Annotated in this window: 16 protein-coding genes; 11 read left to right on the top strand and 5 right to left on the bottom strand. The window is 50.1% G+C overall.

All coding sequences use genetic code 11. The features are described 5' to 3' along the window. Positions 1-253 precede the first annotated feature (253 nt). From ilvD to GN241_16130, 5 genes are all read left to right on the top strand, one after another. Positions 254-1981 (top strand): dihydroxy-acid dehydratase, encoded by a 1728-nt coding sequence (gene ilvD / locus GN241_16150; protein ID XAT58756.1) that lies wholly within the window; start codon positions 254-256, stop codon positions 1979-1981. A gap of 2 nt (positions 1982-1983) precedes the next feature. Further along, complete coding sequence (locus GN241_16145) at positions 1984-2628, top strand: hypothetical protein (GenBank protein ID XAT58755.1); 645 nt, start codon at positions 1984-1986, stop codon at positions 2626-2628. Between the two features lie 223 nt (positions 2629-2851). Next, complete coding sequence (locus GN241_16140) at positions 2852-3508, top strand: hypothetical protein (protein ID XAT58754.1); 657 nt, start codon at positions 2852-2854, stop codon at positions 3506-3508. Continuing rightward, the gene (locus GN241_16135; protein XAT58753.1) at positions 3492-3869 is read left to right on the top strand and encodes a hypothetical protein; all 378 of its coding nucleotides are present in this window, start codon (positions 3492-3494) and stop codon (positions 3867-3869) included. Before GN241_16140 ends, GN241_16135 begins: the two co-directional genes overlap by 17 nt. 76 nt (positions 3870-3945) lie before the next feature. Then, on the top strand, positions 3946-5979 hold the full coding sequence (locus tag GN241_16130) for an NAD(P)-binding protein (GenBank protein XAT58752.1): 2034 nt from the start codon (positions 3946-3948) through the stop codon (positions 5977-5979). 45 nt (positions 5980-6024) lie between these two features. Here the strand turns inward: GN241_16130 and GN241_16125 are convergent, their stop codons facing one another. The 5 genes from GN241_16125 to GN241_16105 all read right to left on the bottom strand — a co-directional run bounded on the left by GN241_16125 (position 6025) and on the right by GN241_16105 (position 10163). Continuing rightward, complete coding sequence (locus GN241_16125; protein ID XAT58751.1) at positions 6025-6963, bottom strand: OmpA family protein; 939 nt, start codon at positions 6961-6963, stop codon at positions 6025-6027. Then, positions 6935-7507, bottom strand: a complete 573-nt coding sequence (locus tag GN241_16120; protein ID XAT58750.1) for a peroxidase-related enzyme — start codon at positions 7505-7507, stop codon at positions 6935-6937. The genes GN241_16125 and GN241_16120 overlap by 29 nt, the downstream gene beginning before the upstream one ends. Continuing rightward, positions 7504-8241 (bottom strand): GNAT family N-acetyltransferase, encoded by a 738-nt coding sequence (locus GN241_16115; GenBank protein XAT58749.1) that lies wholly within the window; start codon positions 8239-8241, stop codon positions 7504-7506. The genes GN241_16120 and GN241_16115 overlap by 4 nt, the downstream gene beginning before the upstream one ends. After that, on the bottom strand, positions 8238-8960 hold the full coding sequence (locus GN241_16110; protein ID XAT58748.1) for a competence/damage-inducible protein A: 723 nt from the start codon (positions 8958-8960) through the stop codon (positions 8238-8240). The genes GN241_16115 and GN241_16110 overlap by 4 nt, the downstream gene beginning before the upstream one ends. A gap of 99 nt (positions 8961-9059) precedes the next feature. After that, positions 9060-10163, bottom strand: coding sequence for an AAA domain-containing protein (locus tag GN241_16105; GenBank protein ID XAT58747.1), 1104 nt, complete (start codon positions 10161-10163; stop codon positions 9060-9062). A 227-nt stretch (positions 10164-10390) separates the two neighbouring features. Between GN241_16105 and GN241_16100 the strand changes: the two genes are divergently transcribed. Genes GN241_16100 through GN241_16075 form a run of 6 tightly spaced genes read left to right on the top strand, consistent with a single transcriptional unit; the run spans position 10391 to position 17085 of the window. Beyond that, positions 10391-11545: an AAA domain-containing protein gene (locus GN241_16100; protein ID XAT58746.1), complete on the top strand. Its 1155-nt coding sequence runs from the start codon at positions 10391-10393 to the stop codon at positions 11543-11545. Between the two features lie 13 nt (positions 11546-11558). Then, positions 11559-11900 carry a flagellar hook-basal body complex protein FliE gene (fliE, locus tag GN241_16095; GenBank protein ID XAT58745.1) on the top strand — a complete coding sequence of 114 codons (342 nt, stop codon included), beginning with the start codon at positions 11559-11561 and terminating at the stop codon, positions 11898-11900. 19 nt (positions 11901-11919) lie between these two features. Then, on the top strand, positions 11920-13779 hold the full coding sequence (fliF, locus tag GN241_16090; protein XAT58744.1) for a flagellar M-ring protein FliF: 1860 nt from the start codon (positions 11920-11922) through the stop codon (positions 13777-13779). Between the two features lie 15 nt (positions 13780-13794). Continuing rightward, positions 13795-14823, top strand: coding sequence for a flagellar motor switch protein FliG (gene fliG / locus GN241_16085; protein ID XAT58743.1), 1029 nt, complete (start codon positions 13795-13797; stop codon positions 14821-14823). A gap of 2 nt (positions 14824-14825) precedes the next feature. After that, on the top strand, positions 14826-15758 hold the full coding sequence (locus GN241_16080) for a hypothetical protein (GenBank protein XAT58742.1): 933 nt from the start codon (positions 14826-14828) through the stop codon (positions 15756-15758). After that, the gene (locus tag GN241_16075; GenBank protein ID XAT58741.1) at positions 15751-17085 is read left to right on the top strand and encodes a FliI/YscN family ATPase; all 1335 of its coding nucleotides are present in this window, start codon (positions 15751-15753) and stop codon (positions 17083-17085) included. Before GN241_16080 ends, GN241_16075 begins: the two co-directional genes overlap by 8 nt. The last annotated feature ends 69 nt before the right edge of the window (positions 17086-17154 follow it).

Below are 17154 nucleotides of genomic sequence, written 5' to 3'. Positions count from 1 at the left end.
TTGCTCGAGAGGTGGGGTATCTACCAGCTGGTTTCAATAGGCTTTGCGCGCTTTGGGTGATCTTATGCCTTTCCACCCTGCAAAAAAACGCCTTAACGGCCGCATAATTTAAAGGCTGTTGCCGGTTTTCGTTTTGAAAGCGCTGAGCCATTTCAGCACTTTGAAATGTTGTTTTCTTATCTGACAGAAGAAAGCGACTTGTTTCGCCTTTTGGGCTTTTGTATGACCAATCAACGCATAAGGGAGAGAGACCGTGAGTAAATTCGATAAATCTAAGCTACCAAGCCGTCATGTTACTGAAGGTCCCTCTCGGGCACCGCATCGGTCTTATTATTATGCGATGGGCATGACGGAAGAAGAAATTCATCAACCGCTGATCGGTGTTGCCACCTGCTGGAACGAAGCGGCACCCTGCAATATCGCGCTAAACCGTCAGGCACAATCTGCTAAAATGGGCGTCAAACAAGCGCTGGGTACACCGCGTGAATTCACCACCATCACGGTTACCGATGGGATTGCGATGGGCCATGAGGGGATGCGCAGCTCGCTGGCCAGCCGTGAAGCCATCGCCGATACGGTTGAATTGACGATGCGCGGGCATTGCTATGATGCGCTGGTTGGTTTGGCCGGTTGCGATAAATCTCTGCCTGGAATGATGATGGCGATGGTGCGCTTGAACGTTCCTTCTGTGTTTTTATACGGTGGCTCTATTCTGCCGGGACGTTTGGATGGCAAAGATGTCACAGTGCAGGATGTTTTCGAAGCCGTGGGTCAACATCAGGCGGGCAATCTAAGCACCTGCGATCTTGAAAAGCTGGAAGCTGTAGCCTGCCCCTCGGCAGGGGCCTGTGGTGGGCAATTTACGGCCAATACGATGGCCTGTGTGTCTGAGGCTATTGGTCTTGCGCTGATGAACTCATCCGGTGCTCCCGCCCCGTATGAAAGCCGCGATCAATACGCAGAAGCCTCGGGCCGCGCCGTGATGAACTTGCTTGAAAAGAATATTCGGGCGCGCGATGTGGTAACGTTGAAATCGCTTGAAAACGCCGCGCGGGTTGTCGCATGCACTGGAGGCTCGACCAATGCTGGGCTGCATTTGCCAGCGATTGCACATGAGGCCGGCATTGATTTTTATCTTGAAGATGTGTGCGAGATTTTCCGCGACACACCCTATTTTGTGGATCTTAAGCCGGGCGGAAAATATGTTGCAAAAGATCTTTACGAGGTGGGCGGCGTGCCGGTTGTGATGAAAGAATTGCGCAAAGCCGGTTTGTTGCACGAAGATTGTCTCACCGCATCTGGCAATAGCATGGGGGAAGATTTGGATAAAATCACCCGCGAAGCTGATGGGCGGGTGATTTATCCAATCGCCACTCCGCTGACAAAAACCGGTGGTGTTGTTGGTTTGAAGGGCAATTTGGCGCCCGAAGGCGCGATTGTGAAAGTTGCGGGCATGTCCGAAGAGGCTCAGGTTTTCACCGGGCCTGCGCGCGTATTTGAATGCGAGCAGGATGCGTTTGAGGCTGTTCAAAACCGAACCTATCAGGAAGGCGACGTGTTTGTGATCCGCAATGAAGGGCCTGCTGGCGGCCCAGGCATGCGCGAAATGCTGGCCACAACGGCGGCGCTTTCGGGGCAAGGGATGGGCAAGAAAGTGGCGCTGATCACTGACGGGCGCTTTTCTGGCGCAACGCGGGGTTTTTGCGTTGGGCATGTCGGCCCAGAAGCCGCGCATGGAGGTCCGATCGCTTTGCTGAAAGATGGCGATATGATCACGCTGAACGCGTTGAAGGGTGAAATCAGCGTTGCGCTTGACGAGGCAGAGCTGGCCGAACGCAAGGCCCAATGGACGGGCCCGCGCGATACGATTTATGCCGCAGGTGCGCTTTGGAAATATTCGCAATTGGTCGGAGAAATTTACAAAGGCGCGGTGACCCATCCCGGTGGCAAAGCCGAAAAACACGCGTATATGGATCTGTGAAGATGAATATGGCCCCCTGGCGTTTTGGTCAGCGGGCCATTTTCTGTTTTATGACGGCGCTGTATGGCTGCGCTGGGCCTCCATCGCTTCTTAACACGCAATATGAAGGGTTGATATCGCAGCAAAATCTTCCCTCGGGCGCGATTATTCGGCCGCCAAAGGGCTATTGTGTCAATCCAGATCTCGGCCAGAGCACAGAAACAGCAGAATTTGTGACGCTGCAGGCTTGCTCAGAACGCGACGGTCTGCTGGCCTATGGTGTGATTACAGTGTCATTGGTGGCGGATCAGGATATCAGCCTCACCGATGCAACCCAGCAGTTCAAGGCGACAAACCCGAATGCACATGTGTCAACAATCTATGCCGATAAGCGGCAGATTTTTGTTCAAAACACATCGCATGCAGCCCATTCTGTTTCCGGGCTGCAAAACAGTTTGTGGCAAGGCGTTGAATTGCGCGATAACCACATGCTGATTGCCACGCTTCACATGCCAGCAGATACGATGTTTACAAAAAATATGGCGCGTATGCTTCTGTCACGCAGCTTGCAAGGCGTTTCTGTGCACCCTGCCGGCTCAAAAAGGCGGCCCAGTGTAAAACCAAATACCTCTGGCGTGCCGCGTCCAAAAGCCCGCCCTGTTGGATAGGCTTATTTAGGGGCGCAAGCCTGCCAAAGATAAATTGCTTGAATGTGATTTATTGCTATACTTGCCTGATAGTTAATTGATTTAGAGACTGACAGTGATTTTAAAGCCGATGCGGGCGTTTCTGATCCGCAGGTATCTTCTTCATGTATTATCGCGGCCGAATTCATGGGCGCGCGCGCAAAAACCGCCGCGCATATTGGGGGTATATAAGCAGTCTAAAATTTTGCGCCATCAGCTTGAGCGGTTTGTCTCAGGTTTAGAGTTGCGGCTTCAAGCCGCGCGCAGGGGAAAAGCTGGCCGCTTTCATATTTGGGGGTGGCGTCCCGATTTTTGGTGCATAAAAATGGATATGAGCGCTGCGAATCTGGGAGGTAGAAGCATTGCTTTGGGCTCAGACATCCAATTGTTTAGCCCAGAGCATTTGCCAATTGATGAATATTGGCTTGCCCAACGAAAAGAGTTAACCGCTCACACCGGGGCCGAGTATTGCATGTGTTTGGATATTTTCGATTTAAAAAGCAGTTATTTATCTTTCGCGATCCAACTGCCGACGGGCAGCCGCCGGCGCCTTATGGATACGGGGGTGTTGATTTGTAGAGCTCGTATAAATTTTGAAACCGAATTGCATACGCATCTCCGCCTCAATATTCCTGAGCTGGATAACCTGTCTTTAAAGGCGGATACGCATCACCGTGAAGATGGTGAGTTTTCGTGGGAATTCAGACTATGGCCGCTAAAATTAAGCGCAGATTCCGACGCGCCGCTTTGGATCGATCTGATTTTTGAGGCTCCGCGGTACACGCAAATTCAAATCATTGATTTCAATCTCTCTACCGAAGATGGTTATTTCGAAAGGAGTGCCGATGTCGCTTTGCATTGAGCCAACGCGCTTCGCGGAAGGCATTTGGCGGGCTTTGCTAAGCCAATCTTCTGATTTGAAAGCGCCCCCGCCCAAGATTGACGTGCTTTTGCAAGGGCGCCCGATCCGCGGCGTGCGGGTTGACGCTCTGGATATGAAAAATTGTTATGAATTATCCGTGCCAATCCCGCCCGAGGCTGTTGGGTTTGGCACTTATATGCTTTTGATTGTTGAGCAGGGCAGCTCTAAAGTGTTGTCGCGGATCGTGCTGTCGGGCGGTGATCTGAACGGCGAAGATCTTCGCGCTGAGATGGCGGAATTGCGCGCTGAAATAGATCTTCTGAAGCGGCTTTTTCGCGCATCACGCAAAAGTGACTTTTAAACCTTTTACGTTGCGTATTGCGTGACAATCAAACCATGATTTGGCACCATGGCCTATTACAATCGCGAGAGGCCAAATGTCTGCTGAATATCCATCCATTTTTACCCCGTTAGATCTTGGTTTCACAACGTTGAAAAACCGCATTTTGATGGGGTCGATGCATACCAATCTTGAAGAAACGCATGACTGGGATCGTGTGGCTGAATTTTACGCTGAACGCGCAAGGGGCGGCGTGTCTTTGATGGTTACGGGTGGGATTGCGCCAAATAAAGAGGGTGGTGTGTTTCCAAACGCGGCCGGCCTTTGTTCAGAGGAAGATATAGCGAATCATAAGATCGTTACGCAGCGTGTCCATGCGGCAGGTGGCAAAATCGCCATGCAAATTTTACATGCTGGACGCTATGCTTACAGCGCTGATTGCGTGGCGCCTTCGGCGGTGAAATCCCCAATTTCGCCTTTTATTCCCCAAGAGCTTGATGAGGCGGGGATTGAAAAACAAATTTCTGATATTGCCGCCACGGCGCTCCGCGCCAAGCAGGCAGGCTATGATGGCGTGGAAATTATGGGCTCTGAGGGGTATTTCCTAAATCAGTTTTTGGTCACCCATACCAATAAACGCAGCGATCGATGGGGTGGCAGTTATGAGAACCGCATGCGCTTGCCAGTTGAAGTCGTCAAACGTGTGCGTGCCGCAGTTGGCAGCGCGTTTATCTTGATTTACCGCCTGTCGATGATTGATCTTATTCCCAACGGATCGACGCATGATGAAGTGGTGCAATTGGCGCAGGCGGTTGAAAAAGCAGGCGCTAATATCTTGAACACGGGGATCGGTTGGCATGAAGCGCGGATCCCAACCATTGCTACTTCGGTGCCGCGGGCTGCTTTCGCTTGGGTGACTAAAAAGCTGATGGGAAAAACATCGATCCCGATCATCACCAGCAATCGGATAAACACCCCAGAAGTGGCCGAAGATTTGATCTCCAGCGGGTGCGCCGATATGGTCAGCTTGGCGCGACCGTTTTTAGCGGATCCGAATTTTGTCGCTAAAGCTGCGGCTGGCAAAGCCGCCGAGATTGCCCCTTGCATCGCGTGCAACCAAGCTTGTTTGGATCACACGTTCAGCGGAAAAATCAGCTCTTGTTTGGTAAATCCAAGGGCCTGCTTTGAAAAAGAATTGGCCATTAAGCCTGCGCTCCAACCAAAAAAACTGGCGATTGTGGGCGCTGGGCCGGCGGGTCTATCCTGCGCGATGACGGCTGCGCAATGTGGGCATCACGTGACTGTATTTGACAAATCAGACCGCATTGGCGGCCAGTTGAACTTGGCCAAACAAGTTCCAGGAAAAGAAGAATTCTGGGGCCTTGTGGATTGGTTTCAAACGATGATGACCTTGCTGAAGGTGGATATGCGATTGGAACATGAGGCACGCGTGGGCGATTTTGACGGGTTTGATGAAGTGATTATCGCCACCGGGGTTAGCCCGCGTGATCCTGCGATCCCGGGGCAAACCGGGCGCAATGTGCATTCCTATATTGATGTGCTGAGCGGTAAGGCCAAGATTGGTGACAAAGCGATTGTGATAGGGGCAGGCGGCATTGGTTTTGATGTGTCAGAGTATTTATTGCACGCCCCTGGCGACAGCCTGACGGAGAGCTTGCCAGATTGGATGCGCGAATGGGGGGTTGGAGATCCTGAGGAAACGCAGGGCGGCTTGGCAGCGGATGGCCCGCAACCCGGCGCGCCGGCGCGTGCGGTGACTTTGGTGCAGCGCAAGGCTGAAAAACATGGCAAACGGCTTGGCAAAACAACCGGCTGGATCCATCGATCGGCGCTGCATATGAAAGGCGTGGAAATGATTGGCGGGGTGAATTACGAGGAAATCACCGAACAGGGGTTGCGGGTGTCTTTTGGAGCTGCGCGCGAAACCCCGCGGATGATTGAAGCGGATGATATAATTTTATGTGCGGGCCAAGAGCCCGAGCGCAGCTTAGCCGATATCTTGCTCCAGCAAGGCCGCGCTGCACATGTAATTGGCGGCGCGGATGTTGCCGCCGAATTAGACGCCAAAAGGGCCATCGATCAAGGTGTTCGCCTTGCCTTATCGCTTTAGGGGAAGGCGCGCATCTCGCTTTAGCGCGCGCTTCTGCAATCTGATTTAGCGCTGTAGCACGACTTCAACGCGTTTGTTTTGGCGTTGCCCAGCTTCACTATTATTGCTTGCAACGGGGGATAAGTACGCAACGCCATGTACGATAATCCGCGTTGGATCAATACCAAATTCATCTGCCAAATAGCCAGCAACAGCCTGCGCCCGCCGTTTAGAGAGCGCCAAATTCATCTCGAATGAGCCTTTGTTATCCGTATGGCCAACCAAGATTATATTTACTTCTTTTTCAGTCTGTAGAAATTCAGCCAGGCTGATTAAGCTTTCAAATGGCCCACGCCCCAAGGCTTCGGAGCCTGTGTCAAACGCAAGCCCACTTAAAATTGCAAAGCCGTTTTGGCGCAGCGCGGTGTCGACATCTTTGGGTGGCATCTCAGTGTTTGTTTGGGCGCTGGGCAAGTTTGTCGTATCTATCAAAATGCGCCCGCCAGCTTCAATGATTTGCAAAAACAGCTCATTTCCCGATTTGCTGAAAAGCAATGTTTTGATTTGTTCATCCTTTTGCAGCGCGATAAACCGGTAGCGGGTTGTATCGACATACATAAATGGCGGATCGATCACCTCTGTTGCAAATCGGAAATCAAACCCCCCACACTCAGCGGATTGGCAATCGAGTAACGCGTTAAAACCCATATTTTGCAACTGGCTTAAAATAGGTGCGGCAAATTGGTTTATTTCCAGCAGGCTTTGCGGCAGTTTCCACGCGGATTTATGTAATTCGCCTGTGATGGTGCGGGTTTTAAGCGCAGCGTTTTTCCAAATATCAAGCGGCATATTATATTGGCCAAATGCTTGCGTTTCGGAAAACTGTTCCATGATCGGATCTGGCAAAACCAACGGCGTCTGCGCCATTGCTGGAGCAATCAGGCAAAGCTGAACCCAAAGGGCGGACAGGAAGCGGCTAACGGCTTTGGGCGTGATAGTCATCATTTGGCCGCATATCGACAGCGCTGGCGACCCGATTGGTCATATTGAAAAAGCCGGCGACATTGGCAATATCCCAGATATCGCGATCACTAAACCCAACATCGCGCAGGGCTTGGCGATCAACCTCTTCAATTTCAGAGCTGTTCTTTGTAATTTTTTCAGCAAAGTCGAGCATTGCCCGCTGTCGTGGATCAAGCGGTGCGCTGCGGTAATTCATGGCGATCATCTCCCCCAGGATCGGATCTTTGGACAAAGTGCGGATTGCCGCACCATGAGCGGTTAGGCAATAAAAACACCGGTTCACCGAAGAAACGACGACAGCGATCATTTCGCGCTCTAATTTGCTTAAGCCGCTGGGGGCAAGCATTAGACTGTTATAAAGGCCGCTAAAAGCATCTAATTTTTCAACGTCAAACGCATGGGCTTGTAAGACATTTGGCACCATGCCCAATTTTTCTTCGCATACATCAAAATATTTTTGCGTGGCCTCTGGCAAAGGGTCCATGGGTGGAAGGTTCAGCGCTGTAACCTGCGGGTTTGACGTCATCGAAGATCCCCTTTCAAACGATAATGGTAGTGTCCCACATGTTTCATCCCGAGTGAAGAATAAAGGTTTTGTGCTACGGAATTTTCTTTTGTGCAGGCCACAGCCAAAACGGAGCAGCCCTGACTTTGACCCCATAATGCGGCTTTGCGCATCGCCCATTTCGCTAGGCCCTGTCCGCGCTGCTCGGATGAAATGATGAGCGCATGCACCATGATCACAGCCCCATGACTGGCTAAATATGCAGTGCCCGCCGCACGCCCCTTCCAGCGGATCAGAAGGCTGGTTTTAGCCTCTGTTGCACGGTTCATAACATTCATACGTTGCGGGCCAACCCCGCCGGCCGCCCAAATATCTTTTTGGATGATCAAAGGGGGCCAAATCTCGAATAAGGTGGTTTTTGGGAGCGCTTGATCGCATAAATCGGCCAACGGTTGTGCCAATAGATCGGTGGGATCAACAAGGTGATAGCCACGTTTTTCAAGTGCTTTATCTAGCTCGCTTTGCCCCTCATCAATATGAAACAAAAGCGGTTGGTTCAAATCGCGCAGTGCCTGCTCAGCCCCATCAATTTGTCGTGCGCTGGCTGAAATCTGATCGAAGGCCAAACGCGTGGCACAAACGCGTTTTCCGCCACCATCCGATTGGAATATCCGCCACGGGCCAAGCTCGTATTGCCGTGCGCATGGCCAGGTTTGTTCCAGCGCCTGCATGACGTTATGATATGGGCGTATCACGCGCCTAAATCAGCAGATAAAGCTTTGAAAGCGTTTTCTAACTGTTCAGGATCACTGCCTCTTATCACGATGTTAGAGCCGTAAAGACCATTTTTTTGAAAAGGATAGGATCCAAAGGATAGATCGGGAAAGCGCGCTGCAAGCGCGCCCAGCGGCGCCGCAATATCACCCTCACCCCGCTCAATGCGCAGGGTTTTACTTTGCAGCGGTGCACCCCCTGTGATCTGTGGTAGAACGCTGGCCACCATGGCTTTAAAAACAGATGGCACTCCGGCCATCACATGCACATTGCCAAGCGTGAAGCCGGGGGCGGTTGATACCGGGTTTTCAATCAGGCTTGCCCCTTCTGGTATCCGCGCCATTCTCAGACGGGCAGCGTTGAGTTCGCTGCCTTGGCGTTCATAATGGGCCTCTAGCAGGGCACGCGCATCCGCGCGAATATCGATCGGCGCGTTGAAGGCCGCAGCGATGCAATCGGCGGTAATATCGTCATGTGTTGGCCCGATACCGCCTGACGTAAACACCATATCATAAGTTGCTGAAAGGCTGCTTGCGGCCTGTTTGATGGCATCAGCATCATCGCTGACCACGCGCGCTTCTTTCAGATCAACGCCGGCATCTGTGAGCGCGGTGGCCAAATATTGCGTATTCGTATCTTGGGTTCTTCCGGAAAGAATCTCATCTCCGATGACAAGCATTGCGGCTGTTGGGTTTTGCATATTTCATCCTTAGAAGCAGAACATATCAGTGGCTTGCAGAGTGTCTTGGCAGGGCAAGGCCCATTTGCGTGGCACCATATTATCGTATGATTTCGGATTTTAAAGAAGCCGATCTGATGGTGCGAGCAACTCTTTTTCAGCCAAAGAGAATTGTTTAATTTTTTGCATCAGCATATCGGGTTCGATGCCCAATTTGCCCGCGGCTTTTTCAACATTGCCTTCGGTTTCGTTCAAGGCGGCGACGATCAAATTCTCTTCAACATCGGCAAGGAATTCATGCAGGTTCAAAGGTTGATCTGCCGCAAAAAACCGTGATTGTTCAAGCAGTGTCTGCTTTGTATTAAGAAACGGCGTGCTTGGTGTTTGATCTTGCAGCGCGCCATCCCAAAAGGTTGCCTGATCTCTGAGCGTCGAAACGCCTTCATGGAAATTTGGCATGAGCGGCTCAATTTTTTGAATTCCAAGCCGCTCACCGCTGTAAAGAACCGAACATTTTTGCAAAAAATTTGCGAGTTCGCGAATATTCCCCGGCCAATCATATTGCTGTAAAAAAGCAATTGCATCGGGCTCAAAGCTGACGGGTAGTATTTTCTTTTCGGTTTTCTTTAGTCGCATTGAAAGCACGGTGATGAGCTCTTCAATATCTTCAACGCGCTCCGCCAGGGGAGGGTTCGCAATCGTGTAAACTGCAATTCTATAAAGAAGATCAGCACGAAATTCTCCGCGTCGGGCCATTTCACCGATATCCGTATGGGTTGCACAAACCAATCTGAAATCTACGGGAATGGATTTTTCCGAGCCAATTTTCTGAACGGTCTTGGTTTCTAGAACCCGCAGCAGTTTGGCTTGAAGTGATAGCGGCATATCCCCGATTTCATCAAGGAAAAGCGTGCCACCTCCGGCTTCTTCTACTTTGCCTTTGCGACCCTTGTCTGCGCCCGTGAACGCACCTTTTTCATATCCAAACAATTCCGCTTCTAAAAGCTCGGCGGGGATCGCAGCAGAGTTGACGGCGATGAATTTTCCGCTGCGTCCAGACAGTTTGTGAATGCCTTTTGCGATAAGCTCTTTGCCGGATCCGGTTGGACCAACGGCCATAACGCTGACTGGAAATGGGGCGGCAAGCTCAATATGTTTGCGCACATCCTGAATTTTTTCGGAAGATCCTGCGATTAAATTCTCAAGGAATTTTGATCCGGCCATGAAGTCTGTCGATCCTTGGGCGTGAATTGCGTTTAAACTGGTTTTCGCATCATTTTGATATGTTGGCCAGAACAATACGTCAATTCGTGCGCTTCTTAGAAAACTTTGGGCTTTTAAGCATCATTTCCACCGCGTCGGCAAATAAAATTTACCTAAAAAATGCGCTTCTTTGATCACAGATATTTTTTGGCACGTTAATTGCCTCTTTTATTCCGAAGGAGAAAAAAATGCTGTATTCGCTGCACGTTTCTGAATTTAAATTTGCTGGAAGATTGTCGCAGATTCTTCAGAATTATCAATGCAGCATTGTTGAGCATTCTGAAGTGAAAGAAACATGGGATGCCCAAGGACAAAAAGTAAAAGCTATTTTGAGCGCCGCGTTCGAGCAAAAAATAGGCGGTCTGAAGGCGGTTGTTGAGATGGTAAAAAAGCGCGGCGCGAAATCGATCGTGATCGTGGAGGAAGCGGCGGAGGCGTTTCGCGTCGAACGCTCGATGAATGGCGCTTTGCTGCGTGTATCTATGCCTGTCGTCGCAGATGATATGGCACAATCCTTTATCTTCGCACTTGTGGCGAGTTTCATCACCGATGGGGATAGCACTATTGCCGCAGATCCGGTTTCGGTTGATCTGCTGAAATTGGGTGATCGCGTTGCCAAGGCACAGGTGAATGTTTTCGTGAATGGTCCAACGGGCAGCGGCAAAGAGGTTTTGGCGCAATATATTCATAAAAAGTCTTCGCGCGCTGAAAAACCTTTTGTGGCGATCAATTGCGCAGCAATCCCAGAAAACATGCTGGAAGCGCTTTTATTCGGCCATAAGAAAGGCGCCTTTACCGGAGCTTCAACATCCAGCGATGGAATTTTCCAAGCGGCGGATGGTGGTACATTGCTGTTAGATGAAGTTTCAGAGATGTCGATGCCGCTGCAAGCCAAATTGCTGCGGGTGTTACAGGAACGATCCGTTGTTCCTTTGGGGGCTTCGGCGCCAATCCCTGTCGATGTGCGTACGCTGGCGACGTCCAACCGAAATATACCGATGGAAATCCGACGCGGGCGGTTCCGCGAAGATCTTTATTTTCGCTTGAATGTGTTTCCTTTGGCCACCAAGTCCTTGAACGAACGCTCGCAGGATATCATTCCAATTGCTGCTGAATTGCTGGTGCGTCATCAAAGCGACTTGGAGAACTTTCCAACAATTTCTGGCCCGGCCTTGCAGCGTTTGCTGGAGTATTCATGGCCTGGGAATGTGCGCGAGCTGGAAAATGTTATTCAACGCGCAACTGTGCTGCGCAACAGCAATATTATCGAATTTGAGGATATTATGATCGATACGCCGAGCCCGGAATATCATCTTGATGAACCTCTCGTATCGCATGTTTGAGGGGAGGTAGGTCATGTCCGCTATTTCAGGTGTCAGCAGTTTGCAGTCGATCCAATCGTCACAAGCGAATGCATTGGCCAAAACCGATTCTATGAAGCTTAAACTGGCTGAGGCCACGGGCTTCAAACCTGCTGGCGTGTCTTTTGCCGAGCGGTTGGGGGAGTCTTTGAACTCTGTGGCTGAGGCGCAGAATAAAGCCGCCCAATCTGTGAAAGACTATGAATTGGGCCGCGAACAAGACCTTTCAAAAGTGATGGTTGAGCAGCAAATTTCATCGCTTGGCTTTCAATTAACGTTGAATGTCCGAAACAAGGCCCTCAGCGCGTATAAAGAAATCATGAATATGCCAGTTTAATGGAAGAAACGTGTGAATAATGACTGAATTAACAACCAATACGGATTATCCACCGGCGCAACAGGGCGGCATGTTGCCGGCTATTAGATCATCTTTCAAACAGGCCGATAACTTTTATCGCCAACCTGCTTTTCAACGGGCGCTGCCCAGTATTGCGGCGGCCTTAGTGGCGATTGTGGGCCTTATTGTCTACATTGCCATTCAAACACCAGATCGCACAACGCTGTTTGCCTCATTGAGCGAAGGCGAAAAAGCGCGCGTTTTTGATGCGCTGAAAAATAACGGTATGGATGTACAAATTGACCCGGCCACCGGTGAATTGACCGTTCCGGTAGATGATTATCACAATGCCAAATTAAATTTGGCGGCCCAGGGTATCCCGATGCAAGCGCCGACGGGGTCATCGGCTTTGAATGATATGCCAATGGGGACCAGCCGGTCTGTTGAAGCCTTAAAGATCAAGCAATCATTAGAATATGAATTAGCCCGTTCCATCACTGAAATAGAATCGGTCACAAATGCACGCGTTCATCTGGCTATTCCAGAGCGGTCTGCATTTGCGCGCAATACCCAAGAGCCAAGCGCATCAGTTTTTATAGAGCTTGCATCTGGAAGAACGCTGAGTTCGACACAAGTGGAAGCGATCGTGAATTTAGTGTCTTCATCCGTACCGAATTTGGCTAAGAGCAAAGTGTCGATTATAGATCAGGCTGGGCGTTTGCTCTCCAATTCTATTGAGGATGCGGCTTCAACCGCGTCTGAGTTACAATTTCAATACCGGATGCGAATAGAAGATATTTACCGCGCTCGGGTGGAACGCCTGTTGACGCCGATTGTCGGCCCCGGAAATGTATCAAGTCAAGTTAATATTGATATAGATTTCACCACATTGGAGGTGACCGAGGATCGAGTCTTGCCTGACAACGTTCTGTTGAGCCAACAAAAAAGTGTTGATGAACAAGTGGCGAACAGGGCCCGAGGTATTCCGGGATCAGTTGGCAATACACCGCCCGCGCAAAGCAATTTTGACGCGATTGGGGATGAAGCTGACGCCATAGGAAATGATGTAGATGCAGCAGGGGAAGCCGATGCCGAGCGGCAGACAGATGATCCAAACGTTGTGCCAGGAGATGCAAATACTGGCAATACTGTTGCGAATTATGCGCCTCCTAATGCGCCCAAAAAAGCCAGGACGGTGCAAGAAGCAGATCCGATGATGCGGTCTAGCAGCGAAGTTCAGAACTATGAGGTTAGCCGCCAGATTTCTACGCGTAAGATGCCGTCGGCGAAAATTCAAAAAATTACTGTCGCCGTTTTATTGCGCGAGCAAATGATTGTGGGCCCCGATGGTCAATCGCAAGTTCAAACGATCAGCGCTGAAGAAAAACAAGAAATTCAAGCGTTGGTCACCAATGCATTGGGTCTGACGCCAGAGCGGGGGGATATGGTGATTATTTCCAGCCGTCCATTCATGACCAAAATTGTTGATGGAGTGGTCATTGAATGGTACCAAGAACCCTGGGTGCGTGACTTGATGAATAAGTCTGTGATGTTGTTAATTATTGCTGTGGTTTCTTTAGGAATTCTTCGTCCTTTGATGACGCGCCTGCTAACGCCATCTCAAGACGCCTTGAAAGCATCTTTCGCAGATCAAAATATGGCAGAACTCGAGGCTATGGATTTGCAAGAAGGACAATCGCTTGAAGATCTGAAAGCCAAGTTGAAGCCTAAGAAAACGGCAATTTCAGCTGAAATGTTAGATACGGCGAACTCTTATGATGATAAGGTCGCATTGATCAGAATGATGGTGGGGGATGAAGCCGGTCGCGTGTCTAATGTGTTTAAGGCGATGATGGAAAAAGACATGAACGTGATTTGATGAAGGTGGCGGAAGATGGCTGAGGCAGTAGGCGCAGAAGAAGAAGTGATCGAGCTGACAGGAACGCAGAAATCTGCGATCCTGATGATGTTGCTGGGCGAAGATGAAGCGGCAGAGGTGTTGAAAAATTTATCGCCCCGCGAAGTTCAACATCTTGGAACCGCAATGTATTCGGTGGCCACGGCCGATCAGGAAACGGTGAATTCGGTTCTCGATGAATTCCTAGAAATTATTAAAAAGCAAACCAGCTTGGGGTTGGGCGCCGGCAATTATATTCGCAATGTGCTTCAAAAAGCGCTGGGCGATGATAAAGCACAATCGGTTCTTAGCCGAATTACCCCCGCCAGCAGTGAACGCCCGATTGAAATTCTAGATTGGATGGATGCCCGCTCGATTGCCGAATTGGTGCAAGATGAGCATCCGCAGATTGTTGCGTTGATCGTATCCTATCTGGATTTTGGTTTGGCTTCGGATGTATTGGGGCTTTTAGATACGCAAATGCAATCGGAGGTGATCATTCGTATTGCCACGTTAGAAATGGTGGATCCGGCGGCGCTTAAAGAACTTGAAAAGGTGATGCAAAGCAAATTCAAAGCGAATACCAGCTTGCGGTCATCACAAGTTGGTGGCGTAAAAGCGGCCGCTAAAATTATGAACTTCACCAAAGAAGCGATGGAAAAACGCATTCTGAATGATGTCAAGAAAGCCGATAAGGATCTAATGCAGGCGATCCAAGATAATATGTTTACCTTTGACAATTTGGGTATGTCTGATGATCGCTCGTTGCAGACCTTGCTTAGAAGCGTTGAGATGGAGGATCTTATCCTATCGCTTAAGGGCGCTGATGAGTTCCTGAAAGACAAACTCTTTGGCTGTATGTCATCTCGGGCTGCCGCCAATATTCAAGATGAAATGGAAGCCCTTGGTCCTATTCGACTGACTGAAGTGCAAAATGCGCAAAAACGCATTATTGCTGTGGCGCGCAAAATGTCTGATGAGGGCACGATTGTTCTGGCCGGTCGTGGCGGAGATGAAATGGTATAACCATGAGCAATGTGAGCGAAGATTTTGCGGTTTTAGACAAGACGAACCATAAAAAAATGGCAGCGGCTGTGAAGGCTGCCATGGATGCAGATTTCAAGGTTGAAGAAAAATCTCTGAACGATGCAGAACGGACGTTTAAGCGAAAATCTATTGCGCATTTTGTAAAAGCCAAACTCAGCTTGGAAGAGCTACGCCAAGGTGGAGCCGCCGCTTCTGATACGCCGATGCCGGAACCTGCAGATGCATTAAGTGAGCCACAAGGTGATGCGCAAATGGCTGTTGATGCGGGTCAAGCAGCATCTGGCGTTGACGCTGCAGAGGATATGGATGCGCTGACATCTTTGCTGGAAGAGGACCCGCAAACCGAAGGGGCTGCGGAGGCTGAAGTGGGTCCGCAAGCCTCTGTCGCGAGCGCCGAGCCTGAAAATCAAACCCAGATGTCTGCTCCTGAGCTCGAGCAGGAAAAAAATGCTGCTTATGAGGAGGGTTTTGCCGCAGGCCGCGCCGCTGCTTTAAGCGAACTTGAGGAACAGCGGCTGGAACAATTGGGCGTGCTGAAATCAATCTCGGACCGCTTGCAAAATGAAGCCGCGTTTGATTTTGAGAACGTTTCGCAAAAAGTGCTTGAAACCGTCTATAATCTGTCAAGCGAGCGTTGCGGGCTGGGTTTGGATGCCAATCCCGAAGGGTTTCTAGCCTATGTTCAAAAAAAATTGGATCAAGTTCAGCTTTTGGCCGACCATAAAAAGGTGTTCTTCAATGCCGAGGATCTAGAAAGTCTTGAAAAATTCGATGAATTTGAGGGGATTTTCCACGGTGTCGAAGTGCATCAAGACGGTGAGTTGAAGCGCGGGGATGTGATCGTAAAAGTGGGCGGTGTTGAAATTCGCGACACACCATTCTCAGATTTTGAAAAGCAGAGCGCCAATGAGTGATTTCACCAATGAGCTTTTGCGCGATCTGGATCGTCGGCTGCAACCGAGCAAAAACGCCCGAATGTCGGGAAAAGTTGTTAAATTTGACGGCTTGACAGCGCATTGTGATGGATTTCCAGCCCGGGTGGGATCGATTTGCAAAATCGAGATTGGTGCTGGCAATGAAGTGTTTGCAGAGGTTATCAGCTTTAAAGAAGGCCTGAACCAGCTTGTGGTGTTTGACCTTGGAGCGGGCGTTAAGGCGGGTGATAAAGTAACCTTGGTGGAAGAAGGCCAATCAATATCTGTGGGTGATGATTATCTTGGGCGAGTGTTTGATGCGATGGGCGCGCCGCTCGATAATCGCGCCGCACCGATTGGGACAGACAGCTGGCCACTGCATGGAAAAGCGATGAATCCATTGGATCGACGCCATATATCAACCGTGTTGAACGTGGGTGTGAAGTCGATCAATGGTTTGTTGACGCTGGCGAAAGGTCAAAGGGCCGGCATCATCGCAGGCTCTGGTGTCGGGAAATCGGTCTTGCTTAGCATGATGGCCAAGCATAGCGATGCGGATGTGATCGTGGTGGGGTTGATCGGGGAACGCTCGCGCGAGGTTTTGGAATTTGTAGACCGGGTCTTTGATGAAAAAACCCGAAAAAAGCTATGCGCGATTGCCGTCCCTGCAGATCGCTCGCCGCTTTTGCGTATTCGCGGCGCCAATCGGGCAACTGCGATTGCCGAGTATTTTCGCAGCAAGGGTAAAAACGTTTTGTTGATTATGGATTCCTTGACTCGGGTGGCGCATGCGCGGCGCGAAATAGGCCTGGCGCTGGGCGAATTACCTACATCCAAAGGGTATCCGGCATCGGTTATCGCGCTTATATCGGGCTTGATCGAACGTGCGGGTATGGGTAGCGTTGCAGAAAAAGGTTCAATAACAGGTATTTATACTGTTTTGGCTGATGGGGATGATACGAATGATCCGGTGGTGGATACCGCGCGTGCGATTTTGGATGGTCACATTGTTTTGAATCGGGATTATGCCAATTTAGGAATTTACCCCGCGATTGATGTCTCTCAATCGATCAGCCGTGTGATGACGGATGTTGTGAATGCTGAGCATCTTGCTTTGTCGAATAAACTGAAGAAACTGATCAGCATTTATAATGAGAACCGCGATTTAATCCTGATGGGTGGTTATGCCGCTGGGCAGGATGTTGATCTGGATATCGCGTATAAAATCTGGCCAGATATTGTGAATTTTCTGAAGCAAAACCCACAGGATAATGTTTCCGTTGCGGATACAGTGGCAGCGTTGAAGGCTTTGTTGGGGGGGACGTAAATGCGCCCTGACCGCAAAAAAAGCATTTTGGAAAAGATGTCGAGAAAGAACCTCGCCGCGTCCTTAAAA

The organism is Rhodobacteraceae bacterium IMCC1335 (assembly GCA_039640495.1).
GTDB lineage: Bacteria > Pseudomonadota > Alphaproteobacteria > Rhodobacterales > Rhodobacteraceae > Thalassovivens.
Note: the sequence above shows the minus strand (reverse complement) of the source record. Positions and strands in the feature narration are given on the sequence as shown.